Annotated in this window: 18 protein-coding genes; 12 read left to right on the top strand and 6 right to left on the bottom strand. The window is 44.4% G+C overall.

The genetic code is table 11. The annotated features are described in order from the left end of the window. The first annotated feature begins 279 nt into the window (after nucleotides 1-279). The 4 genes from BLR37_RS14500 (at nucleotide 280) to BLR37_RS14485 (ending at nucleotide 6,472) form a co-directional block, all read left to right on the top strand. Nucleotides 280-651, top strand: coding sequence for a hypothetical protein (locus tag BLR37_RS14500; protein ID WP_090769747.1), 372 nt, complete (start codon nucleotides 280-282; stop codon nucleotides 649-651). Nucleotides 652-760: 109 nt separating this feature from the next. Then, nucleotides 761-2,152 carry a TolC family protein gene (locus BLR37_RS14495; protein WP_090769745.1) on the top strand — a complete coding sequence of 464 codons (1,392 nt, stop codon included), beginning with the start codon at nucleotides 761-763 and terminating at the stop codon, nucleotides 2,150-2,152. 6 nt (nucleotides 2,153-2,158) lie between these two features. Next, nucleotides 2,159-5,380 carry an efflux RND transporter permease subunit gene (locus BLR37_RS14490; RefSeq protein WP_090769744.1) on the top strand — a complete coding sequence of 1,074 codons (3,222 nt, stop codon included), beginning with the start codon at nucleotides 2,159-2,161 and terminating at the stop codon, nucleotides 5,378-5,380. A gap of 12 nt (nucleotides 5,381-5,392) precedes the next feature. Next, nucleotides 5,393-6,472, top strand: coding sequence for an efflux RND transporter periplasmic adaptor subunit (locus BLR37_RS14485; RefSeq protein WP_090769742.1), 1,080 nt, complete (start codon nucleotides 5,393-5,395; stop codon nucleotides 6,470-6,472). 84 nt (nucleotides 6,473-6,556) lie between these two features. Here BLR37_RS14485 and BLR37_RS14480 read toward each other — a convergent pair whose 3' ends face one another. From BLR37_RS14480 to BLR37_RS14465, 4 genes are all read right to left on the bottom strand, one after another. After that, nucleotides 6,557-7,474, bottom strand: a complete 918-nt coding sequence (locus tag BLR37_RS14480; RefSeq protein ID WP_090769740.1) for a molybdate ABC transporter substrate-binding protein — start codon at nucleotides 7,472-7,474, stop codon at nucleotides 6,557-6,559. An 18-nt stretch (nucleotides 7,475-7,492) separates the two neighbouring features. Then, on the bottom strand, nucleotides 7,493-7,954 hold the full coding sequence (locus BLR37_RS14475; protein WP_090769737.1) for a DsrE family protein: 462 nt from the start codon (nucleotides 7,952-7,954) through the stop codon (nucleotides 7,493-7,495). Between the two features lie 22 nt (nucleotides 7,955-7,976). Continuing rightward, the gene (locus BLR37_RS14470) at nucleotides 7,977-8,996 is read right to left on the bottom strand and encodes a c-type cytochrome (protein WP_090769735.1); all 1,020 of its coding nucleotides are present in this window, start codon (nucleotides 8,994-8,996) and stop codon (nucleotides 7,977-7,979) included. A 167-nt stretch (nucleotides 8,997-9,163) separates the two neighbouring features. Further along, nucleotides 9,164-9,673 carry a GNAT family N-acetyltransferase gene (locus BLR37_RS14465; protein WP_090769733.1) on the bottom strand — a complete coding sequence of 170 codons (510 nt, stop codon included), beginning with the start codon at nucleotides 9,671-9,673 and terminating at the stop codon, nucleotides 9,164-9,166. 481 nt (nucleotides 9,674-10,154) lie between these two features. On the opposite strand from BLR37_RS14465, the gene BLR37_RS25750 reads away from it, so the two are divergent. Both BLR37_RS25750 and BLR37_RS14460 read left to right on the top strand, forming a co-directional pair. After that, nucleotides 10,155-10,412 carry a DUF5763 domain-containing protein gene (locus BLR37_RS25750; protein WP_425262019.1) on the top strand — a complete coding sequence of 86 codons (258 nt, stop codon included), beginning with the start codon at nucleotides 10,155-10,157 and terminating at the stop codon, nucleotides 10,410-10,412. Between the two features lie 72 nt (nucleotides 10,413-10,484). Next, on the top strand, nucleotides 10,485-10,838 hold the full coding sequence (locus BLR37_RS14460; RefSeq protein ID WP_090769731.1) for a hypothetical protein: 354 nt from the start codon (nucleotides 10,485-10,487) through the stop codon (nucleotides 10,836-10,838). Nucleotides 10,839-11,152: 314 nt separating this feature from the next. On the opposite strand, the gene BLR37_RS14455 is transcribed toward BLR37_RS14460, so the two are convergent. Continuing rightward, entirely contained in the window at nucleotides 11,153-11,695 is a 543-nt protein-coding gene (locus tag BLR37_RS14455) for a TolB-like translocation protein (RefSeq protein ID WP_090769729.1), read from the bottom strand. Nucleotides 11,696-12,245: 550 nt separating this feature from the next. On the opposite strand from BLR37_RS14455, the gene BLR37_RS14450 reads away from it, so the two are divergent. Then, nucleotides 12,246-12,725, top strand: coding sequence for a hypothetical protein (locus tag BLR37_RS14450; protein WP_039483048.1), 480 nt, complete (start codon nucleotides 12,246-12,248; stop codon nucleotides 12,723-12,725). Nucleotides 12,726-12,844: 119 nt separating this feature from the next. On the opposite strand, the gene BLR37_RS25125 is transcribed toward BLR37_RS14450, so the two are convergent. Further along, nucleotides 12,845-13,111 (bottom strand): hypothetical protein, encoded by a 267-nt coding sequence (locus tag BLR37_RS25125; protein WP_143009579.1) that lies wholly within the window; start codon nucleotides 13,109-13,111, stop codon nucleotides 12,845-12,847. Nucleotides 13,112-14,513: 1,402 nt separating this feature from the next. Here BLR37_RS25125 and BLR37_RS14445 point away from each other — a divergent pair. The 5 genes from BLR37_RS14445 to BLR37_RS14425 are packed head-to-tail and all read left to right on the top strand — an operon-like array spanning nucleotide 14,514 to nucleotide 17,769. Next, on the top strand, nucleotides 14,514-14,939 hold the full coding sequence (locus tag BLR37_RS14445; protein WP_090769727.1) for a QcrA and Rieske domain-containing protein: 426 nt from the start codon (nucleotides 14,514-14,516) through the stop codon (nucleotides 14,937-14,939). 3 nt (nucleotides 14,940-14,942) lie between these two features. Continuing rightward, nucleotides 14,943-15,371 (top strand): thioredoxin family protein, encoded by a 429-nt coding sequence (locus tag BLR37_RS14440; protein WP_090769725.1) that lies wholly within the window; start codon nucleotides 14,943-14,945, stop codon nucleotides 15,369-15,371. Between the two features lie 5 nt (nucleotides 15,372-15,376). Beyond that, nucleotides 15,377-16,309 carry an FAD:protein FMN transferase gene (locus tag BLR37_RS14435; RefSeq protein WP_090769723.1) on the top strand — a complete coding sequence of 311 codons (933 nt, stop codon included), beginning with the start codon at nucleotides 15,377-15,379 and terminating at the stop codon, nucleotides 16,307-16,309. 2 nt (nucleotides 16,310-16,311) lie between these two features. After that, the gene (locus tag BLR37_RS14430; RefSeq protein ID WP_090769721.1) at nucleotides 16,312-16,542 is read left to right on the top strand and encodes a DUF4266 domain-containing protein; all 231 of its coding nucleotides are present in this window, start codon (nucleotides 16,312-16,314) and stop codon (nucleotides 16,540-16,542) included. Between the two features lie 15 nt (nucleotides 16,543-16,557). Continuing rightward, entirely contained in the window at nucleotides 16,558-17,769 is a 1,212-nt protein-coding gene (locus BLR37_RS14425; RefSeq protein ID WP_090769719.1) for a DUF3570 domain-containing protein, read from the top strand. Nucleotides 17,770-18,266 lie beyond the last annotated feature (497 nt).

Genomic DNA, 18,266 nt, shown 5'->3' with positions numbered 1-18,266 from the left:
AGTTACGAAGCATGTCCATTCCACGGATTTTGATTTTTCTTGCTTGTTTGTTAATTATCTGTAATACAGTATTTTATTGATACTCCTTTACGTGCTACTCCTGCAGTGTTTGGTTGTTTTTTGCTCAACCGAAGGTAGGACGGGTATTTACAAGCGTTAAACAGGACACTTTCTGATGAGGCATAAAACAATGTCTATGTTTTTTTTACAAAAGCTCAAAGCTCCTTTTCAATCAAAATATTCAATTTAGCGTTCTATAACAAAGCACACCCAATTTAAATGAAATCAAAGCAAAAGCAGGTTTATAACTTCTCCATTCTTGGCGTAGTTTTATGCTACCTGTTGATTTCACTTTCCAATATCTTCCTGCTACCTAATCTTTCGGTGCTGGGTATTGGAAATTCGCGCTTCGAAAAACAGAAAAATTTAGTGCCGGTAGGTAAAACTTCAGAGCTTAGCAGGCAGTTTAAATGTATTTTGGAAGAACGTAAGAAAGCTCCTGTGTTGGCGCAGGTAAGTTTACTGGTTAGCGTTTGTTTTGTTATGGGGCTTTTCATGCCCTTATTCCGTTACAGCAGAAAGCTGTTCAGTAGCCCGAATTTTACCCGGCAAATTCCAATTTATCTTTCCATTCAGGTTTTCAGGATCTGAGATCGTCCGTTTCTTATTTACAGTTATCGTTAACCGGGACAATTGATCCGATTGGTTAATGCTATGCTGTAGCCATTAATTTAATTTTTTCCGATTTATAATTTTTGAAATGAAACGAATTCAACAGGTTTCCTGTTTTATCCTATGCTTATGTTTTGGGCAACTGGCAAGTGCCCAGGATTTTTCCAAACCACTTGCCATCCCTGATTTACTTAACCATGTAATGGCCTTTTCGCCTAAACTGGCAACCGATTCTTCGGCTATCCAAATCAGCGAATCACTACTTAAAGAAACCAATGCAAATGCACTACCTAATCTGCGTCTGAGCTATCAGGCAGATTTAGGCTCTAATAACAATGTTGCCGGCCCTTATATGGCTTTTGGAATCGTGCCCTCAAATTCCAGAGGAGTTAGAACAACCAGTAATATGCAGGCCTCACTCAGCAACCTGGGCATTGTTTCCCTCGACTGGGAAATTTACAATTTCGGCGCTTATCAGGCTGCAAACAATGCCGCCAGGGCTACACTTGATGCTGAACGCTCGCGTTATGCACAAAGCCGTTTCCAGCTTAAAGCCCAGGCGCTGGACGATTACCTGAGCCTGATGAAAATCCAGGATCTACTCGAGATTCAGCGAAATAACATCACCCGCAATGGTCAGATCAGCAGATCGATCGGTTCGCTTGCCAGGAGTGGTATCCGACCGGGGGTCGATACCAGTATCGCTAATGCAGAGCTATCCAAGTCGCGGTTAAATTATATTGAGCTCGAAAATACCTATAAAAAGGTACAGCTTAATTTAGCTGCCATAAGCGGCATTGCAAAAGATAGCATCGTTGCCGATACTTCCCTGCTCGATAAGCTCCGTTTACTCGAGATCAGTTTATCGGTTAACCTTACCGATAGTTCTTCGCATCCTTTGCTCGATTTTTACCGTAAAAGTTATCAGGCCAGTATGGAAAAGGAGAGCCTGGTTAAAAAATCCTACAATCCTAAAATCAGTTTGCAGGCCACGGCATGGTCGAGGGGGTCGAGTATTGATGCCAATGATACTTTTAACCATTTATCGACCGGGCTGGAGTGGCAGCGTCAGAATTATTTTGTGGGCCTGGGCATCAGCTACAATCTTTTCGACCTTAAGCGCCGTCAACTTAAACTACGCACGCAAAAGGCCAACAGTACTTATAACCTGAAAAACCTGCAGCAAGAAAGGCAGCTGCTTAGCAATGCTGCGCTGCAGGCTGATGTAGAATTGCAGACTGCGCATAAAAGGCTGACTGAAATTCCGAGGCAGTTACAGGCAGCCCGGGCGGGCTACCGGCAGAAACTATCTCTGTATAAAAACGGCCTTACCGATATTATTTCGCTTGATGCGGCTTTGAATATCCTGTACCGGGCCGAAACAGATTATGTGAGTGCCAAATACCTCTATAGCCGGGCGCTTTTTCAGAAAGCGATCGCAACCAATCAAATCGATTCCTTATTGAACTCTTTAAAATAAAAAAATATGTCAATGGTTACCTCGGCTTTGAAAAAGCCGGTTACAACAGTGGTGATTGTGGCCAGTCTGCTCATTTTTGCAGTGCTGGGTGCTTTAAAAATCCCGATAGATATCTTTCCGCAGCTCAATGCACCAACTATATATGTGATCGAATCTTATGGCGGTATGTCGCCCCAGCAGATGGAAGGTTTCTTTTCAACGCGTTTACAAGATCAGTTTTTATATGTGAACGGGGTTAAGAACATCACCGCTAAAAATATTCAGGGGCTTACCATGCTTAAGCTCAGTTTTTATGAAAACACCAATATGGCCGAAGCTTCGGCACAGGTGGCCTTGCAGGTTAACCGTGCGATGAAGTTTTTTCCGCCAGGTGCATTGCCGCCGCAGGTGGTGCGTTTCGATGCCTCATCCTTACCTGTCGGTCAGCTCGTGTTATCGGCAAAGTCGCGCAGTTTAAAAGAAATATACGATATGGCGGCCACCCGCATACGGCCCATGTTTTCGGCCGTTGCCGGATTATCGGCCCCACCTCCCTTTGGTGCCAATTCGCGCTCCATTACCATCAGTGTTGATCCCAGTAAACTCCGGAGTTATAATTTGACTCCCGACGAGGTGGTTTCGGCGCTTTCAAAATTCAATGTCATGTCGCCTTCCGGTAACTTAAGACTGGATAATACCATGATGGTTACCTCCATGAATTCGTTGGTAAAGCAGGTAGACGAGTTTAACAATATTCCCATCGCCACCAAAAACGGTGTGTCTATATTGGTGCGTGATGTAGCCCGGGTGGCCGATGCGGCCGATGTAACGGTTGATTATGCGCTGATTAATGGGAAACGCTCTGTGTATATCCCGGTGGTTAAAACGGCCGATGCTTCTACCTGGTCGGTGGTACAGGCTCTGAAATCCAAAATCCCTGAAATGCAAAGCCTTTTGCCTGATGATGTGCACATTTCATACGAGTTTGACCAGTCTGTAGCGGTAATTAATTCGGTAAAAAGTCTCATTACTGAAGGTGGTTTGGGCGCGCTTTTAACCGGCCTGATGGTGCTACTCTTTTTAAGGGATTTGAGGAGCAGCCTGATTGTGGTAATCACCATTCCGGTATCCATCATGATCGGGGTTTTATTGCTGGGCATGTTTGGCCAAACCATTAACATCATGACGTTAAGCGGACTGGCCCTGGCCATTGGTATCCTGGTTGATCAGGCTACGGTTACCATTGAAAATATCCACCAGCATCTGGAAATGGGCAAACCCAAGCGCGAGGCCATTTACGATGCCTGTGAAGAGATTGCTTTCCCTTTATTGTTGATCCTGCTTTGTATTCTGGCTGTTTTTGCCCCTTCGTTTATGATGAACGGTATTCCGAAGGCCATGTTCCTGCCGCTATCGCTATCCATTGGCTTTACCATGATTGTATCCTTTATTGTAGCCCAAACGCTTGTTCCTATCCTGAGTAACTGGATGATTAAAGCAGAACGGTACCAGCATTATCATCATGGTCAGGTACATGCCCATGCGGGAGAGGCGCTTGACTCGCGGGAGCAGGAACAGGTAGAAGCGCACTTACATGCAGAACAGGAAATGCCAGAAAATAACGATTTCTTTGAAAAGGTTAAGATCCGTTTTATCGGTATTATCGAAAAATGGATGCCGAAAAAACGACTGGTGGTACTGGTTTATCTGGTTGGTGTAATCGCGCTGGCAGGAGCAGGTTTTGTGTTGATCGGGAAAGATATGATGCCCAAACTGAATAACGGGCAATTTCAGATCCGCATTAAAGCACCCGATGGAACCAGACTGGAAAGAACGGAAGAAAAATTTAAGCAGGTACTCTCCATCATCAACCAAACGGTTGATAACCATGTTGCGGTTAGCTCAGGTTACGTGGGGCTTATCCCGAGTAGTTACGGAACCAGTAACCTCTATATTTTTAACACCGGCACCCATGAGGCGGTGCTGCAGGTTAATCTTGACGAAGATTATAAGGTGAATATGGATGAACTGAAAGATGCCCTGCGGAAAAATATCGCTTATAAGCTTCCCGATTTGCGGATTACTTTCGAGCCGATTGATATGACGGAGAAAATTATGAGCCAGGGAGCGGCTACGCCGATTGAGGTTAGGGTAGCTGGTAAGGATATGGCCCAGATCGAAAATTATTCGAACCGGGTAATTGCCCAGCTTAAAAAGATTGACTACCTCAGGGATATCCAGATTTCGCAACCGCTACATATTCCTGTCGTTTCCATTACGCTCGATAGGCTTAAGGCGGCTCAGTTTGGGCTCAATGTGGTCGATATTGCCCGTTCGGTTACGGCCAGTACCTCATCCAGCCGTTTTACCGAAAAAAACCAATGGCTCGATGAAAAAACCGCTTACACCTATCAGGTGCAGGTTCAGGTACCGGAATATGTGATGAATAATATGGATGAACTGAAAGAAATACCACTGGTAAAAGGACAGAGTAGTCCGGTATTGGGCGATATTGCTACTTTCAATACATCCTATGTTCCGGGAGAATACGACAGAACGGGGCCGCGCAGGTTTTTAACTGTTAGTGCAAATATTTATAAAAAGGATCTGGGAACGGCAACTTCGGCGGTGCAAAAGGCGCTGAAAACAGTAGGTGCACCACCCAAAGGACTTACTGCCGAAGTAAAGGGCATGTCGAGCCTGCTCACCGAAACCCTTTCGAGCTTACAGGGAGGTTTAGCCTTTGCCATTCTGGTTATCTTTTTATTGCTGGCCGCCAACTATCAATCTTTCAAACTATCGCTTACGGTACTCTCTACCGTGCCGGCGGTAATATTGGGTGCGCTCATAGCCTTGCTGCTTACCGGTTCAACGCTGAATTTACAGAGTTACATGGGCATGATCATGTCTACAGGTGTATCGGTAGCCAATGCCATATTAATTGTAACCAATGCCGAAAAACTCAGGCTGGAGTACAAAGACGCCGGACGGGCCGCTGTTATGAGCGCAGGTATTCGTTTGAGGCCAATCTTAATGACCAGTTTTGCCATGATCGCAGGAATGATCCCAATGGCCTCGGGTATGGGCGAATCAGGCGAGCAGACCGCCCCTTTAGGCAGGGCTGTAATTGGTGGTTTATTGTTCTCTACACTGGCCGCACTCTTTATCCTGCCACAGGTATTTGCCTGGGTACAGCGTAAAAGCAGTTATCAGGAACCTAATTTAATGCCCCGTAAATCTAAAATTTAATCTTAAAAACACATGAAAATACAATTCATTCCAGCCATCATATTGTTATCTGTATTCGCTTCCTGTTCAACAGGAAATAAACCGGTTGATATCAGTCCCGAAGGCAAGGCCAAAGATGCCCGGTACGAAACCACAAAGGTACAGGAGCAGGCCCTATCCAGTTATACCCGTATCCCCGGGGTGCTTAAGCCATTTAATCAGGTTAACATCTTCCCTAAAGCAAATGGTTTTGTTAAAAATATCCTGGTCGATCTGGGCACGCGGGTTAAAAAAGGACAGTTGTTAATGACCCTCGAAGCACCTGAGCTCGAGTCGCAATTGCAATCGGCCAATTCGAGGTATTTGCAATCGCGCGAAAATGCTTCTGCCAGTGCTGAGAAATACAGAAGGTTAAAAGAGGCAGCACGCGAAGAGGGAGCAGTATCTCAGCTCGATCTGGATAATGCCCTTTCGAGGATGCGTGGAGATAAGGCCATAGCAGAGGCCGAGCGCTCCAATGTTTCGTCGGTACGTACCATGCAGGATTACCTGAAAGTATATGCGCCATTTGATGGGGTAATTGTTGACCGGAACATTTCTCCGGGAGCGCTGGTTTCGGCTGGGAAAAGCAGCGATTTACCCATGCTGGTACTGCAGGATCTTACCCACATGAGGCTCGAAGTTTCTATTCCCGAAGATTATGTAGATAAAGTAGATCTGGAGCAGCAGGTAAGTTTTCATTTTAATGCCCTGCCGGGAGAAAAGCGGAAAGCCCGGATCAGCCGTTCGGCCAATTCGTTAGGGAATATGCGGCAGGAAACCGTCGAAATTGATGTAGCGAACAAGGATAACCGTTTAAAAGCCGGTATGTATGCCGAGGTAGAAATTCCTTTAAAATCGGGATCAACATCTTTACTCGTGCCCAATGCAGCCATTGTACGTTCAACCGAAAAGAAATATGTCGTTACCGTTTCAGGCGGTAAAACACAGCTGGTAGACATCAAGGAAGGAATGAAAGGCAATGACCTGACTGAGGTATTTGGCGAGTTAAAAGCCGGCGACGAAATTATCTCTCCGGCTAACGACGAGATTAAAGCAGGCGAAAAGCTTTAACCGCTTGTTTTTGCATCTTTTTCGAATCAGTATTACCAGGATTTACTAGCCCGGTAATACTGATTGCTGTTTTAGCGCCAGCGGTTAATCGGTGGTAAAGCCAAATTTCCGGTAAATTTCTTTGGCTTTGGTACTGGTCATGAATTCCATAAAATCCTTTGCAGCCTGCGGGTGTGGGGCATTTTTCATTAAGCCGGCCACATAAGTTGCCTCGATATTCTCGCTATCGGGAATGGCTATCAGCTCAACCGGATGACCAATCATCTGCTGATAAAAAGCTTCTGAATACCATACCGGACCTGCCTGTGAAGCACCATAAAGGATACGCAGAGGCGTTTGGCGGTGATGGATCTGCGTTAGAAAAACGCTGCCGTCCTTTACTTTGTCGCGCATAATCGTATTTTTCAGCTTTTCTCCCCCGGCTTTTACATAAGCCTCTTCAATGCGCTTACCAATACCTTCCCATTTGGGATTGGGCATGGCAACTTTAACACCTGCTTTACCTAAATCGGTGAGCCCTTTAATGTGTTGGGGGTTACCTTGCTGCACCATAATGGCCAGTTTATTTTTGGCGTATGGTTTCGTTAAAGAAAACCAGTCTGCAAATTCGGTTATTTTAGATTTTCCTGCCGTATACACATCGGGTTGATGGGCGATTCGCATGTTGCCGATGGTAATCGATCCCGACTGAATTTGTTTGGCCAGGATACCCGGAGGTAATGTTTCGGCAAAAATGCGGGTATATTGGGGGTAGGCTTTTTTAAATTCAGCAAAAAGATCATCAATCACCATAAACTGGTTTCCGGCAAAGAATACCACCAGCTGCGGGTCTGTGATGTCGCCATAAATATCAGGCACATTATCAATACCTTTAACGGTGAAATGGAGCCCATCGTTAAAAGGTTTATTCCAGGGCGGGTCAAATTTCTGATCCTGCGCCTGGCTTTTCGTAGCAAACAGGCAAATAAATGCCATAGCCGCAGTAGAAAAAACAGCTTTCATATTAAATAATGGTGTGGTTTAAGGATGTATAATGGCCCAGCCTTGTTGCTGACGGATGATCAGTTCTCCATTCCCACTGGGAACAAAAGAGATAAAATCAAAGAGCTCATCTTTTGAAATATTGCGTTCCCTCAGGGTGTTTTCGCATTCGGCCAGAATTACGCCTGCCTTTTGCAGCGCCAGCAGCTGCTGCTCGTAAGCCGAACCTTTCTTAAATGCAGCTACGCCACCACCATGTACAACCAGTTCAAGCTCCAGTTTTCCTTTCAAACGCGGGTCTTCCAGTGCATTCGAGATATTCTTGAGTGTACCCTGTATCTTTTTGTCATCATCGGTGTTGAGCTGATAAACGGCTTTATAATGTTTAGCTGTGGCCACTGCACCGTGAAAGCTTTTCGGGTCGGTTTGCTTTTGCTGGGCAGATAGGTTCAAGCTTAAAAAGCTGAATACCACTATCGGGAGTAATTGGTAAGTTTTCATGTTATGGTGTTGTTTATAAATTTTAAAGGTGAGCCTTTTTAATGGGACTAAAAGGGCCGTATTTGTGTTGTATTTCTGTAAACTGATCGGTATAAGGCCCGAACGGGAAATCGATTGGCTTTTTCGAAATATCCGACCAGTCGCTGTGCTGATCTTTATGTGGCCGCGACTGGCTGTTTACGAAGGCTGCCAGGTCCCACGATTCTTCATCGCTGAGCAGCTGGTTTTCGTAACTGGCGCCATAAGGCATATTGTTTTTAATGTAGCCGGCAAAATTAGAAAGCCGGTAAAGACCTGCGGCATCATTGTAACTGTGCGGACCCCATAGCGGCGGGTAGGTGAATGTTTTTTTATCAGGAGCAGGCAGGCCCTCGCCATTGCTGCCGTGGCACGAAACGCATTTGGCCTGATAGGTGAGTTTTCCTTTCAGCGGATCGGCCGGGCGCGACAGGAAAGCAAGTTTTACAATACCGCTACCTTTAGGCGAACTTCCTTTTTTTACTTCTCTTCCCAAAAAGCTGATATAGGCAACCATGGCTTTCATTTCCCTGCCTGTACTATCGGGTGGGGTACCATTGAGGCTTCGCTCAAAGCAATCTGAAATGCGCTTAACAATGGTTTCTTTAGTGCCCGATCTGGCCCTGAATTTGGGGTAGGTAGAAAATACAGCTGAATAGTTGTTGCCAAATGGTTTGGTACCCGCATCGAGATGGCAGTTTTGACAATTCATGCCGTTGCTGAGCTTCCCAACCGTACCTTCTGGGCCGAGGTATTGGGCCGTACTGGCAATGAGCTCACGCCCATAACTTACCAGTTCTTTCTGCTGCTGATTGTTAATGGCTGCTACATCGGGTGATTTCCAGATAGCTGCCGTCAGGCTATCCTGCTTTTTTTCTTTCCCCTTCGCGTTTTTTTCTATCAGAAGCGATGCATGCTGGCCTGTTCTGCTCAAAACTAAAGCTACAATAAGGCCTAAAAGTATCACCGCAAGGGCGATCACAACAATTAAACTTTTTCTGATTTTTCTTAATGATTCTTCCATTTGCTGCCAGTCCCTTTTGATTGGGATACAAAACAAATATCTAATCTCTGCATCTTCGGTTAAAATTCCAATTGCTTATCTGCCATTACTTATTGTTATACGGCCAGATAGTCGATATATCCTGTCAGGTTAATGTTTTTAGCGATAAACAGCAGATAAAATAATCGTTACAATGGGTTTTTACCCGCAAGGGTGTTAAAAGTTAAGGTCATATCGTGCCATACTTCCCCGCCATGTACCGAGGAAGAGATCCCCAGATCTGCGAACCCAAATTGCTGATAGTAGCCAACTAAATAGGCTTTGCAGGTAAGCGTAATGCCCAGGCGACCCTGTTCCTTTGCTTTATCAATGAGGTGTTTGATTAACTGCCCGGCATAACCGCGTTTACGGTGTGCGGGAGATACAGCCAGGCCGAAAACAGCTTGCCACTTGCCCGCTTCATCATGCAGGTTGGCGTTTTGAAACATTTCATCTATAATGGTGCTGTTGTTGCTCACCATGCCGTTGATAAAACCTACCATTTCGTCATCAAGCATTAAAAGCCAGAAGTGTTGCGGAAAAACCCGGAGCCTTTCTGAAAATGATGCCGGAGAAGCGGCTTCATTTGGCGGGAAGCAGCTGTTTTCCATCTCAATTATAGCCGCCAGATCAGCCGGTGTTGCATTTCTAAATTTCATGATGTGTTTAAAGGTAACTATTTTTAGATGTTATGGAGGGAACTGTGGAACTGAATGGTACATCTTTATCAAAATCGTAGCAAAAAAAGTAGCGATGAAAACCTGCTATTTATTTTTACGCTGGAAAATATGATTAATACGGTTAATACGGAGTCAAAGACTCCTTTCTATTCAGTTATCCGTAGAACTCCTGCGGAACGCTACGAACAGCTGGGGGAACACGGCTAGGGGAACACCTTTTCACTATAGGTGGTTTCTCTAAATTCTGGTTTCCCGTATAATTCATATCTTCTTATACTCTAAATTAGCCTTCATGATACACTCTCAATCTTACACATTTCTGGGTATTGTGAATTCCATCCTAATTTCCTTAATTTAAGCCTTCATCCAAAAACGCTCATTATTGAAAACGCTACTCGTCCTTTTATTTGGCTTAAGCCTGTTTAACTTTACACCTACAAAATTTAAAACAAAACCACCAGTGGCTACCTGCTATGGCAATAACCCATGTTATGCCTGTTCAAATTGTAGCCGGTGCAAACACTGTGGAGCAGGAGGGAGCTGTGGGGTGTGTTCAACCAAAACTAATATTACAATCAACGCTTTTCGTAGTACAGTTAAAGCCACAACCAAAAAAGCTGCGAATTATATAGGCCAATGCAAAGCACTTACAAAAAAGGGGAGTAGGTGTAAGCGGAACGGAAATGGAAGCGGCTATTGCTGGCAACATGGAAAGTGATTGAATGTCGTTTACTCAACAGACAAATAAACACTAATCAAAAAAAATAAACCTTGGCTAAAAACTTAAGATATGCTGCAGAATATAGCTAATCAATTCAATGATCATCAGATTCAAATGTTATTGGAACAATTTGTTTTATATCTTTTAGAAGATGAAATTCAAATAGGTTGTGGAAGGGATGAAGATGGTTTGCATACTTTAATCAGTAATGATATATATGCCTCAAATGATCATTTACTGCATGTTAAATTTTATTCACAAAATCTGTTAATTCTAAAATATGATTTTATTGATGACAATGATATACCACAAACACAATCCTGCCAATTAAATGATGAACATATATTGATCATTCCAGACAAATTAAGGGCACTGATGAAAACTAAACTTGAGGATTTCATAGTTGAGTTTAATGGTTATTAGGAAATTAAAAGAAAAGGTATGACGGCTATAAAACCAACAATTTATTTAATCAAAGAAAATATTAGGGATTTAAAACAGATTTTTAAAAAAGGGTTTCGCATTCATCAGGATGAAAAAGACGGTGTTACCTAGCGTACGCGTGCCGTGTGTGCCAGCAGTGGGAATAGTTATCTAAAAATAAACTGTAAATAAAAAATGAGCGTTACCAGGAGCGCTCATTTTTTTATACTTTTTAAATAAAATCTACATTAGCAGTTTTTTACCAATTGAATGGATAATATCTGATTTTTTATTTGCTGATTAATAATAGCCATTTAGTATGCCATGTGATCTCCAATTCGGCTTATTGTTGTACCTTCAATAATCTTAACAGCACCACTGCCGTCTATATTGCATGAATATAGGCTTTCAATTGTCGTCATTGTTGGATTATAAGTTGATGCGGGACCTGCGGTAAAGAAAACTTTGGTACCATTTGGAGAAAGTTTAGGCGATGGGTTTTCGGAGAAAACAATGCCAGAAGGTAAGGCAACATTTATTTTTGTTTGTGCAGTACCATCATAATTAGCAGTCCATATTTCAGCACCTTTATAAGTTCCTCCAGAATCAAAGGTTATTTTCGAGTAAACTAATTTGTTTAACTGAGCGGTACTTGCATTTGCGGTAAGTGTTCCGTTTGGACTGATACTTAGGCCGCTTCCAACAATGACTCCTCCCAAAGTGGAGGTTGTTGCTGCTGGTAAAACATAGCTGCCAGTGTTTTGGGCATTTACTTCTTTCTTACAACTAATTTGAAACAGGAGGATAGATAAAGATAGCGTAGCCAGGGCGATTGACCCCATAAATAATTTTTTCATTGAAAACGTTTGCTGCCTACTCTTTCAAAATGCAGTTTTCGGCGATTCCTGATAGATTTACTGGTTAATCTACGTGCTAAAGATGCAAAATTTCAGGAATATTCTTTGTAAGAAAGCTTGTATTTAAGCTGTTTCATCAACGGTTTTCATTAAAAACAGGTAATAAACATTTTAGTTGAAATACACCTCAATGTATGCATTAAAATAACATCACTCGTTGGTCGGGATTTGTAATCCCCGCCGTTTTATCTATAACCTCTAGTTTGCCAACAAGTCAAGAATATCCGCTTTCGCATTACCTACAAACCAAATTTGATAAATATCTCAAAGTATATTCTTTTTGTTATTATTTTATCTATATTTAATTCATAATCACCCTAAAATTAAACCATTACCTCGCTAGCCTTCCAACGGCTAAATGGTTTCATATCCCACATTTTTATTTAAAATAAGCATAAGGCTAATGGAATGCCTGGATGGGTAATTTCTGTGGTTTATGTGCTTAAAAAGGATTTGATAATTAATTTTTAACGCTAAAAAACCATCTACTATGAGTTTAAGCAACAGGATTTCAGCTGAAATCACCCCAGACCAATTAGCAGCCATTGGCGCTGCATTTCAACAATTAAAAACGCTGTTGGACCCCATTTTAACCATCAATTTAACCGCCGACGAAAGAAGGTGGAACCTCAAAGCGAGCGATAAAACGGTGGCCTTTGTAAGCAAAACACTCGAGTATGCAACGCAAAACCCGGCATTGGTACCAGTTTATATCGATTTAAATGAAGCGAAACGAGACAATAAACTGGCTGCCGATTTGAATAGTGTTTCTCAGCTGGTAAGTACGCTATTGCGTGCCATAGAAGATACCGGCATGGTGGCAGGTGGCGAAGCTTACGAAGCAGCCCTGGTAATTTACCATTCTATTAAAGGCGCAAGCCGCTCCAATATGCCGGGTGTACAAACCATGTACGATGATTTGAAACAACGCTTTCCTAGTCGTGGCAGAAAGATTGAGCCTGGCGAATAAGCCGGAAATTTGATTAAATTACTTTTAGCATCTATTAATTACCTCGGGGCACCAAATCGGTGCCCCGTTTGCGTTAAAAGGCAATATCACAGCTATTAAAAGTCATCCCCCAACCCCCTTCAAAGGGGGACGGGATTTTCTATGGGGTAAATTGCCATTCTGATTTCGGTCAGCCCCCTTTTTAAAGCAGATCTTTCCCCCTTTGAAGAGGGCTGGGGGATGATAATGGAGATAATATAATTCTGGAGCGGTGCAAAAAGGCACCTCTGAACAAGATCGCTGGGGTTCGGAACGGGGTCGTCGGGGTTCGGAACGGCGTCGCCGGGGTTCTGAACGAGGTCGCCGGGGTTCGGAACAGGATCGCCGGGGTTCGGAACGAGGATCATTGGTGTTCGGAACGGAGTCATCGGGGTTCGGAACAGCGTCGCCGGGGTTCGCAACGGAGTCGTCGGGGTTCCGAACGAGGACTATTGGCGTTCGGAACGGAGTCATCGGGGTTCGGAACAGCGTCGCCGGGGTTCGGAACAGGGTCGCCGGGGTTCGGAACGGGGTCGTCGGGGTTCAGAACGAGGTCGTTGGTGTTCGGAACGGGGTCTATTGGCGTTCGGAACGGAGTCATCGGGGTTCGGAACAGCGTCGCCGGGGTTCGGAACGGTGCCGCCGGGGTTCTGAACAGGGTCGCCGGGGTTCGGAACAGGGTCGCCGGGGTTCTGAACCGCGTCGTTGGGGTTCGGAACAGGGTCGTCGGGGTTCGGAACGAGGATCATTGGCGTTTGGAAAGTCCGAAGTCGGAAGTCAGGAGTCCGAAGTCTGGGTGCTTAATCTATCGTTCGCTGCTTAGGTGTGCTTAGGTGTCCGAGGTGGTTGAGCGAGTTTGGAGTTGTGAGTTTGGAGTCGGAGGTTCGCGAGGAGGAATGATGGAAGATGTAAAATAGTCGATAGCATGAAACACCCAACTCTGTGCCCTCTGCGTCTTTTTCCTTTGTGTGCTTTGTGGTAAAAAGTCGGAGGTCGGAGGTCAGGAGTCCGAAGTTTGGGTGCTTAATCTATCGTTCGCTGCTTAGGTGTGCTTAGGTGTCTGAGGTGGTTGAGCGAGTTTGGAGTTTGGAGTCGGAGCTTCGCGAGGAGGAATGATGGAATTAAACACCCGGCTCTATGCCTTCTGCGTCTTTTTCCTCTATGTGCTTTGCGGTTAAAAAGTCGGAGGTCTGAGGTCAGGAGTCCGAAGTTTGGGTGCTTAACCTATCAGCCACTACTTAGGTATGCTTAGGTGTCTGAGGTGGTGAGAAAGCTTAAAGCAAAAAGACCAAAGCAAAAAGCTTGGGTGTCTAGGTGGTTGAGCGAGTTGGGAGTTTGGAATCGGAGGTTCGCGAGGAGGAATGATGGAATTAAACACCGGCTCTATGCCTTCTGCGGCTTTTTCCTCTATGTGCTTTGCGGTTAAAAAAGTCGGAGGTCTGGATGAACTATAAGGTGATATGGGAATGCAGTATTCCAGTAAGCAGTAATGCCAATCAGGAAATCAGTTAACGCTCCGGCATTAACATATCTTAACAGTTTTCGAGGTAAATCTTCAGAATTCCTTCAGATTTCAGTTATAGTTTTGTTACAAAGGGGTATTATTGTTTTAAGTATCGGGCACCAAAGCCTGAACTACCGGAAATCAGGAATCTTTTTATCAGCTGGAATTTACCAATTTTTCCCGGATCCATCGATACTAAATAACCATCTATCGGTACATCTGGCAAATCGTGTAACGCACTGTTTATTTTAACTATAAAAAGAATTATGGACAGAAAGGAATTTTTAAACAGTATGGGCATGAGTGCGGCAGCCTTTGCGCTGATAAACTGCATGGGCTGTAAGAAAAGTGATGGAAGCAATGATGCCGATACCACAGGACCTACGGGAATAGATTTTACGCTTGATTTAAGCCTGGCCACCAATGCTGCACTACTTAATAACGGAGGTTCCTTAGCTATAAACGGCCTTATTGTAGCCAGAACAATGACCGGGAATTATATCGCTGTACAACGATCGTGCACACACGAAAGTTATACGCTTAGCTACCAGTCTGCAAACAGCAGGTTTTATTGCGCCAACCATGGTTCAACCTTTGCCGAAAGCGGCGCAGTAACCAACGGGCCGGCAACCCGATCTTTAACAGCATATCATACCCAGTTAACAGGTACTTCACTCAGGATTTATTCTTAAATTATGAAACTACTATTGATTTCCCTATTCGTGTATTTCGTAGGTACACTCAATTGGATGGGCGATTTTTCACAGGCACAAAAAGAGGCTAAATTAAGCCATAAACAGATCCTCATTAATTTTTCAGGTTCTGACTGGTGCGGTCCTTGTATTCGTTTGCGTAAAGAAATCTTCGAATCCGACAACTTTGAACGCTATGCTTCGGCTAGCTTACTGCTGGTACGAGCAGATTTTCCGAGACAGAAGAAAAACCAGCTTCCTAAAGAACAGGTGAAGCTTAATGAAGCATTGGCTGAGCGTTACAATAAAGATGGAAAGTTCCCTTATACCGTGCTGGTTGACGAAAATGGCAAGGTGTTAAAAGCCTGGGATGGATTTCCTGATGAAAGTGCCGAAGCTTTTATTGCTGAAATTGACCAATTGAAAAAATAGGGTATATGACCATACAGCCGACCATAAACAGGGTATTAAAACTGATGGGAAACCGTTTTGAGTTTACGGCCGTTGCAGAAAGTGAAAGCGAGGGCAATAAAGCCATTGATGCTGCTATTGCCGAAGTGAGCAGGATAGAACGCCTGTTAACCACTTTTAATGAAGCCAGCCAGACTTGCCAGATCAACCGCGCTGCGGGAGAAGCGCCAGTCAGGGTTGACCAGGAAGTGATTGGGCTTATTGAGCGGGCGCAAAAAATCTCTGAAATTACAGATGGTGCTTTCGATATCAGTTACGGTTCTATTGATAAACGCCTGTGGAACTTTGATCAGCATATGACCAGCTTACCCAGTCGCGAAACAGCCCTGGCATCTGTAGCGCTGATCAACTACCGCAATGTGGTGATCGATCAGGCCGCATCCAGCGTGATGCTCAAAAACAAAGGGATGCGCATAGGTTTTGGAGGGATTGGAAAAGGTTATGCTGCCGACCGGGCGAAACTCATTATGCAGGAACATGGCATCAAAAGCGGCATTGTAAATGCTGCCGGCGATCTCATTACCTGGGGCGCGCAGCAAAATGGCGCTTCCTGGACCGTGGGTATTGCCGATCCGGCGCAAACCAATAAGCCGTTTTCAGCCTTAAATATCAGTAATATGGCCATTGCAACCAGCGGCAACTACGAAAAATTCGCCACTATCGATGGCAAACGTTACTCGCATACCATTGATCCTAAAACCGGGCTTCCGGTAAGCGGGGTAAAAAGTGTGAGTATTATCTGCCCCAGTGCAGAACTGGCCGATGCACTGGCAACGCCGGTTGTGGTTATGGGCGTTAAGGTTGGACTCGAACTCATCAACCAGATTAAACAAGTGGCTTGTATCGTAATCGACGATGATGACAGGCTCTTTACCTCAAACAATATTAATGTGATATAGTTATGAAAATTTCCAGAACATTTTTACAGCTGTTGGGCATGGTAACTGTCATTTCAGTAGCCATGAGCTCCTGCAGCAGTGTAAAACCCTATCAGAAAAGCAAAATCAAAGATGCGGATATGATTCTTTCTGCGCGCAAGGTGCAGAAGTTTGAACAGAGTTTTCAATTGTATCGCGAAGGGGCATCGGGCGCTAACGGAGGTAAAAGCGGTGGTGGCTGCGGCTGTAACTAAAAGAGAAGAGCAGCTATGAAAAAAATATATTTCCATGTGCTTTTTATGTACCTGGGCATGTTCGGTGCCTATGCACAAACTACTCCTGTAGCGATAAAACCCGATAGCAGCAGTTATCAGTCCAGAAAATTAAAAATTGATGAAGTAAACCTGGTGTCTGCTTATTATAACCAGAATGGCAACAATTCTGCTGTAACCGGGGGTATAGGTACCGAAAAACTGAGCGATATCGCCAATACCATCGACCTGCAACTGTCGAGGTTCAACAAACGGGGAAAAAAAAATACCTTTCTTTTCGAACTGGGGATCGATCATTATACCTCAGCTTCATCAGATAAGATTGATCCCAGTACAATCTCTTCAGCATCTGCTGCTGATACGCGTATTTATCCATCGCTCAACTGGACACATTCCAATGAGCAAACAGGTAATGCTTATGGTTTTACAGGCTCTTATTCTACGGAGTTTGACTATCAATCGGTAGGGGCTGCTTTTAACCTTACCCGTTTATCCAAAGATAAAAATACCCAGTTTGACTTTAAGCTTCAGGCTTTCCTCGATCAGTGGACGGTAATTTTGCCTGTCGAGCTGCGAACGGGAAACACGGGTAAACGCGGCGAAGAATATGGAACCGCTCCCAGAAACTCCTTCAGCGCATCATTCTCCCTCGCGCAGGTCATTAATAAAAACTTTCAGGCGGCCTTAATTCTCGAGCCTTCCTATCAGCATGGATTACTGGCAACCAAATACCAGCGTGATTATTTTACAGATGGTTCACTGCGGGCAGAAACACTTCCCGATAAACGTTATAAACTGCCCATTGGCTTGAGGATGAATTATTTCCTGGGCGATCGTTTTGTAATCAGGAGTTTTTACCGTTATTATATGGATAACTGGGGGATAAGAGCACACACGGCTGAGCTAGAAATCCCGGTAAAGGTTAACTCCTTCTTTTCCATCAGTCCTTTTTACCGGTATAACAACCAAACCGGCACCAGGTATTTTGCAGCGTATGGTCAGCATGATCCAACTGCGCAGTATTTTACCAGCGACTATGACCTTTCTACATTGAACAGTGATTTCTATGGTATGGGGATTCGTTTTTCGCCTCCAAAAGGCGTACTGGGCTGGCAGCGCCTCAATATGCTTGAGCTCAGGTATGGCCATTATGCCCGTTCAACAGGATTAGCCTCGAACATTGTTTCATTAAACCTGAAATTTAAATAGATCGCACAAGCTAATCTAAAGGATGAAATATCATTGATAGCTTCAATATAGGTACAAAGCGTTTGGTAGAACCAAGCGCTTTGTTATTGAATAGCATTAGATTTCAGGGCGTTTAGGATGTCGCTTGCTACTCAGGTGTGCTTAGGTGTCTCAGGTGGTTGAGCGAGTTTGGAGTTTGGAGTCGGAGGTTCGCGAGGAGGAATGATGGAAGATGTAAAATAGACGATGGCATGAAACACCCAGCTCTATACCCTCTGCGTCTTTTTCCTTTGTGTGCTTTGCGGTTAAAAAAGTCGGAGGTCCGGGGTCGGAGGTCTGATGTCTGGGCGTTTAAGATATCGCTTGCTGCTCAGGTGTGCTTAGGTGTCTAAGGTGGTCGAGCGAGTTTGGAGTTGTGAGTTTGGAGTCGGAGGTTCGCGAGGAGGAATGATGGAAGATGTAAAATAGACGATGGCATGAAACACCCAGCTCTATACCCTCTGCGTCTTTTTCCTTTG

Source organism: Pedobacter soli (genome assembly GCF_900101435.1).
In the GTDB taxonomy this organism is placed as follows: Bacteria; Bacteroidota; Bacteroidia; order Sphingobacteriales; family Sphingobacteriaceae; genus Pedobacter; species Pedobacter soli.
This window is presented reverse-complemented; position numbering and strand designations above follow the sequence as displayed.

What these genes read in the sequence shown, in the direction of transcription:
- BLR37_RS14500 (WP_090769747.1), top strand. Translation starts at nt 280, where the DNA reads ATGAAATCAAAGCAAAAGCAGGTTTATAACTTCTCCATTCTTGGCGTA.
- BLR37_RS14495 (WP_090769745.1), top strand. Translation starts at nt 761, where the DNA reads ATGAAACGAATTCAACAGGTTTCCTGTTTTATCCTATGCTTATGTTTT.
- BLR37_RS14490 (WP_090769744.1), top strand. Translation starts at nt 2,159, where the DNA reads ATGTCAATGGTTACCTCGGCTTTGAAAAAGCCGGTTACAACAGTGGTG.
- BLR37_RS14485 (WP_090769742.1), top strand. Translation starts at nt 5,393, where the DNA reads ATGAAAATACAATTCATTCCAGCCATCATATTGTTATCTGTATTCGCT.
- BLR37_RS14480 (WP_090769740.1), bottom strand. Translation starts at nt 7,474, where the DNA reads ATGAAAGCTGTTTTTTCTACTGCGGCTATGGCATTTATTTGCCTGTTT.
- BLR37_RS14475 (WP_090769737.1), bottom strand. Translation starts at nt 7,954, where the DNA reads ATGAAAACTTACCAATTACTCCCGATAGTGGTATTCAGCTTTTTAAGC.
- BLR37_RS14470 (WP_090769735.1), bottom strand. Translation starts at nt 8,996, where the DNA reads ATGGAAGAATCATTAAGAAAAATCAGAAAAAGTTTAATTGTTGTGATC.
- BLR37_RS14465 (WP_090769733.1), bottom strand. Translation starts at nt 9,673, where the DNA reads ATGAAATTTAGAAATGCAACACCGGCTGATCTGGCGGCTATAATTGAG.
- BLR37_RS14460 (WP_090769731.1), top strand. Translation starts at nt 10,485, where the DNA reads ATGCTGCAGAATATAGCTAATCAATTCAATGATCATCAGATTCAAATG.
- BLR37_RS14455 (WP_090769729.1), bottom strand. Translation starts at nt 11,695, where the DNA reads ATGAAAAAATTATTTATGGGGTCAATCGCCCTGGCTACGCTATCTTTA.
- BLR37_RS14450 (WP_039483048.1), top strand. Translation starts at nt 12,246, where the DNA reads ATGAGTTTAAGCAACAGGATTTCAGCTGAAATCACCCCAGACCAATTA.
- BLR37_RS25125 (WP_143009579.1), bottom strand. Translation starts at nt 13,111, where the DNA reads ATGATCCTCGTTCCGAACCCCGGCGATCCTGTTCCGAACCCCGGCGAC.
- BLR37_RS14445 (WP_090769727.1), top strand. Translation starts at nt 14,514, where the DNA reads ATGGACAGAAAGGAATTTTTAAACAGTATGGGCATGAGTGCGGCAGCC.
- BLR37_RS14440 (WP_090769725.1), top strand. Translation starts at nt 14,943, where the DNA reads ATGAAACTACTATTGATTTCCCTATTCGTGTATTTCGTAGGTACACTC.
- BLR37_RS14435 (WP_090769723.1), top strand. Translation starts at nt 15,377, where the DNA reads ATGACCATACAGCCGACCATAAACAGGGTATTAAAACTGATGGGAAAC.
- BLR37_RS14430 (WP_090769721.1), top strand. Translation starts at nt 16,312, where the DNA reads ATGAAAATTTCCAGAACATTTTTACAGCTGTTGGGCATGGTAACTGTC.
- BLR37_RS14425 (WP_090769719.1), top strand. Translation starts at nt 16,558, where the DNA reads ATGAAAAAAATATATTTCCATGTGCTTTTTATGTACCTGGGCATGTTC.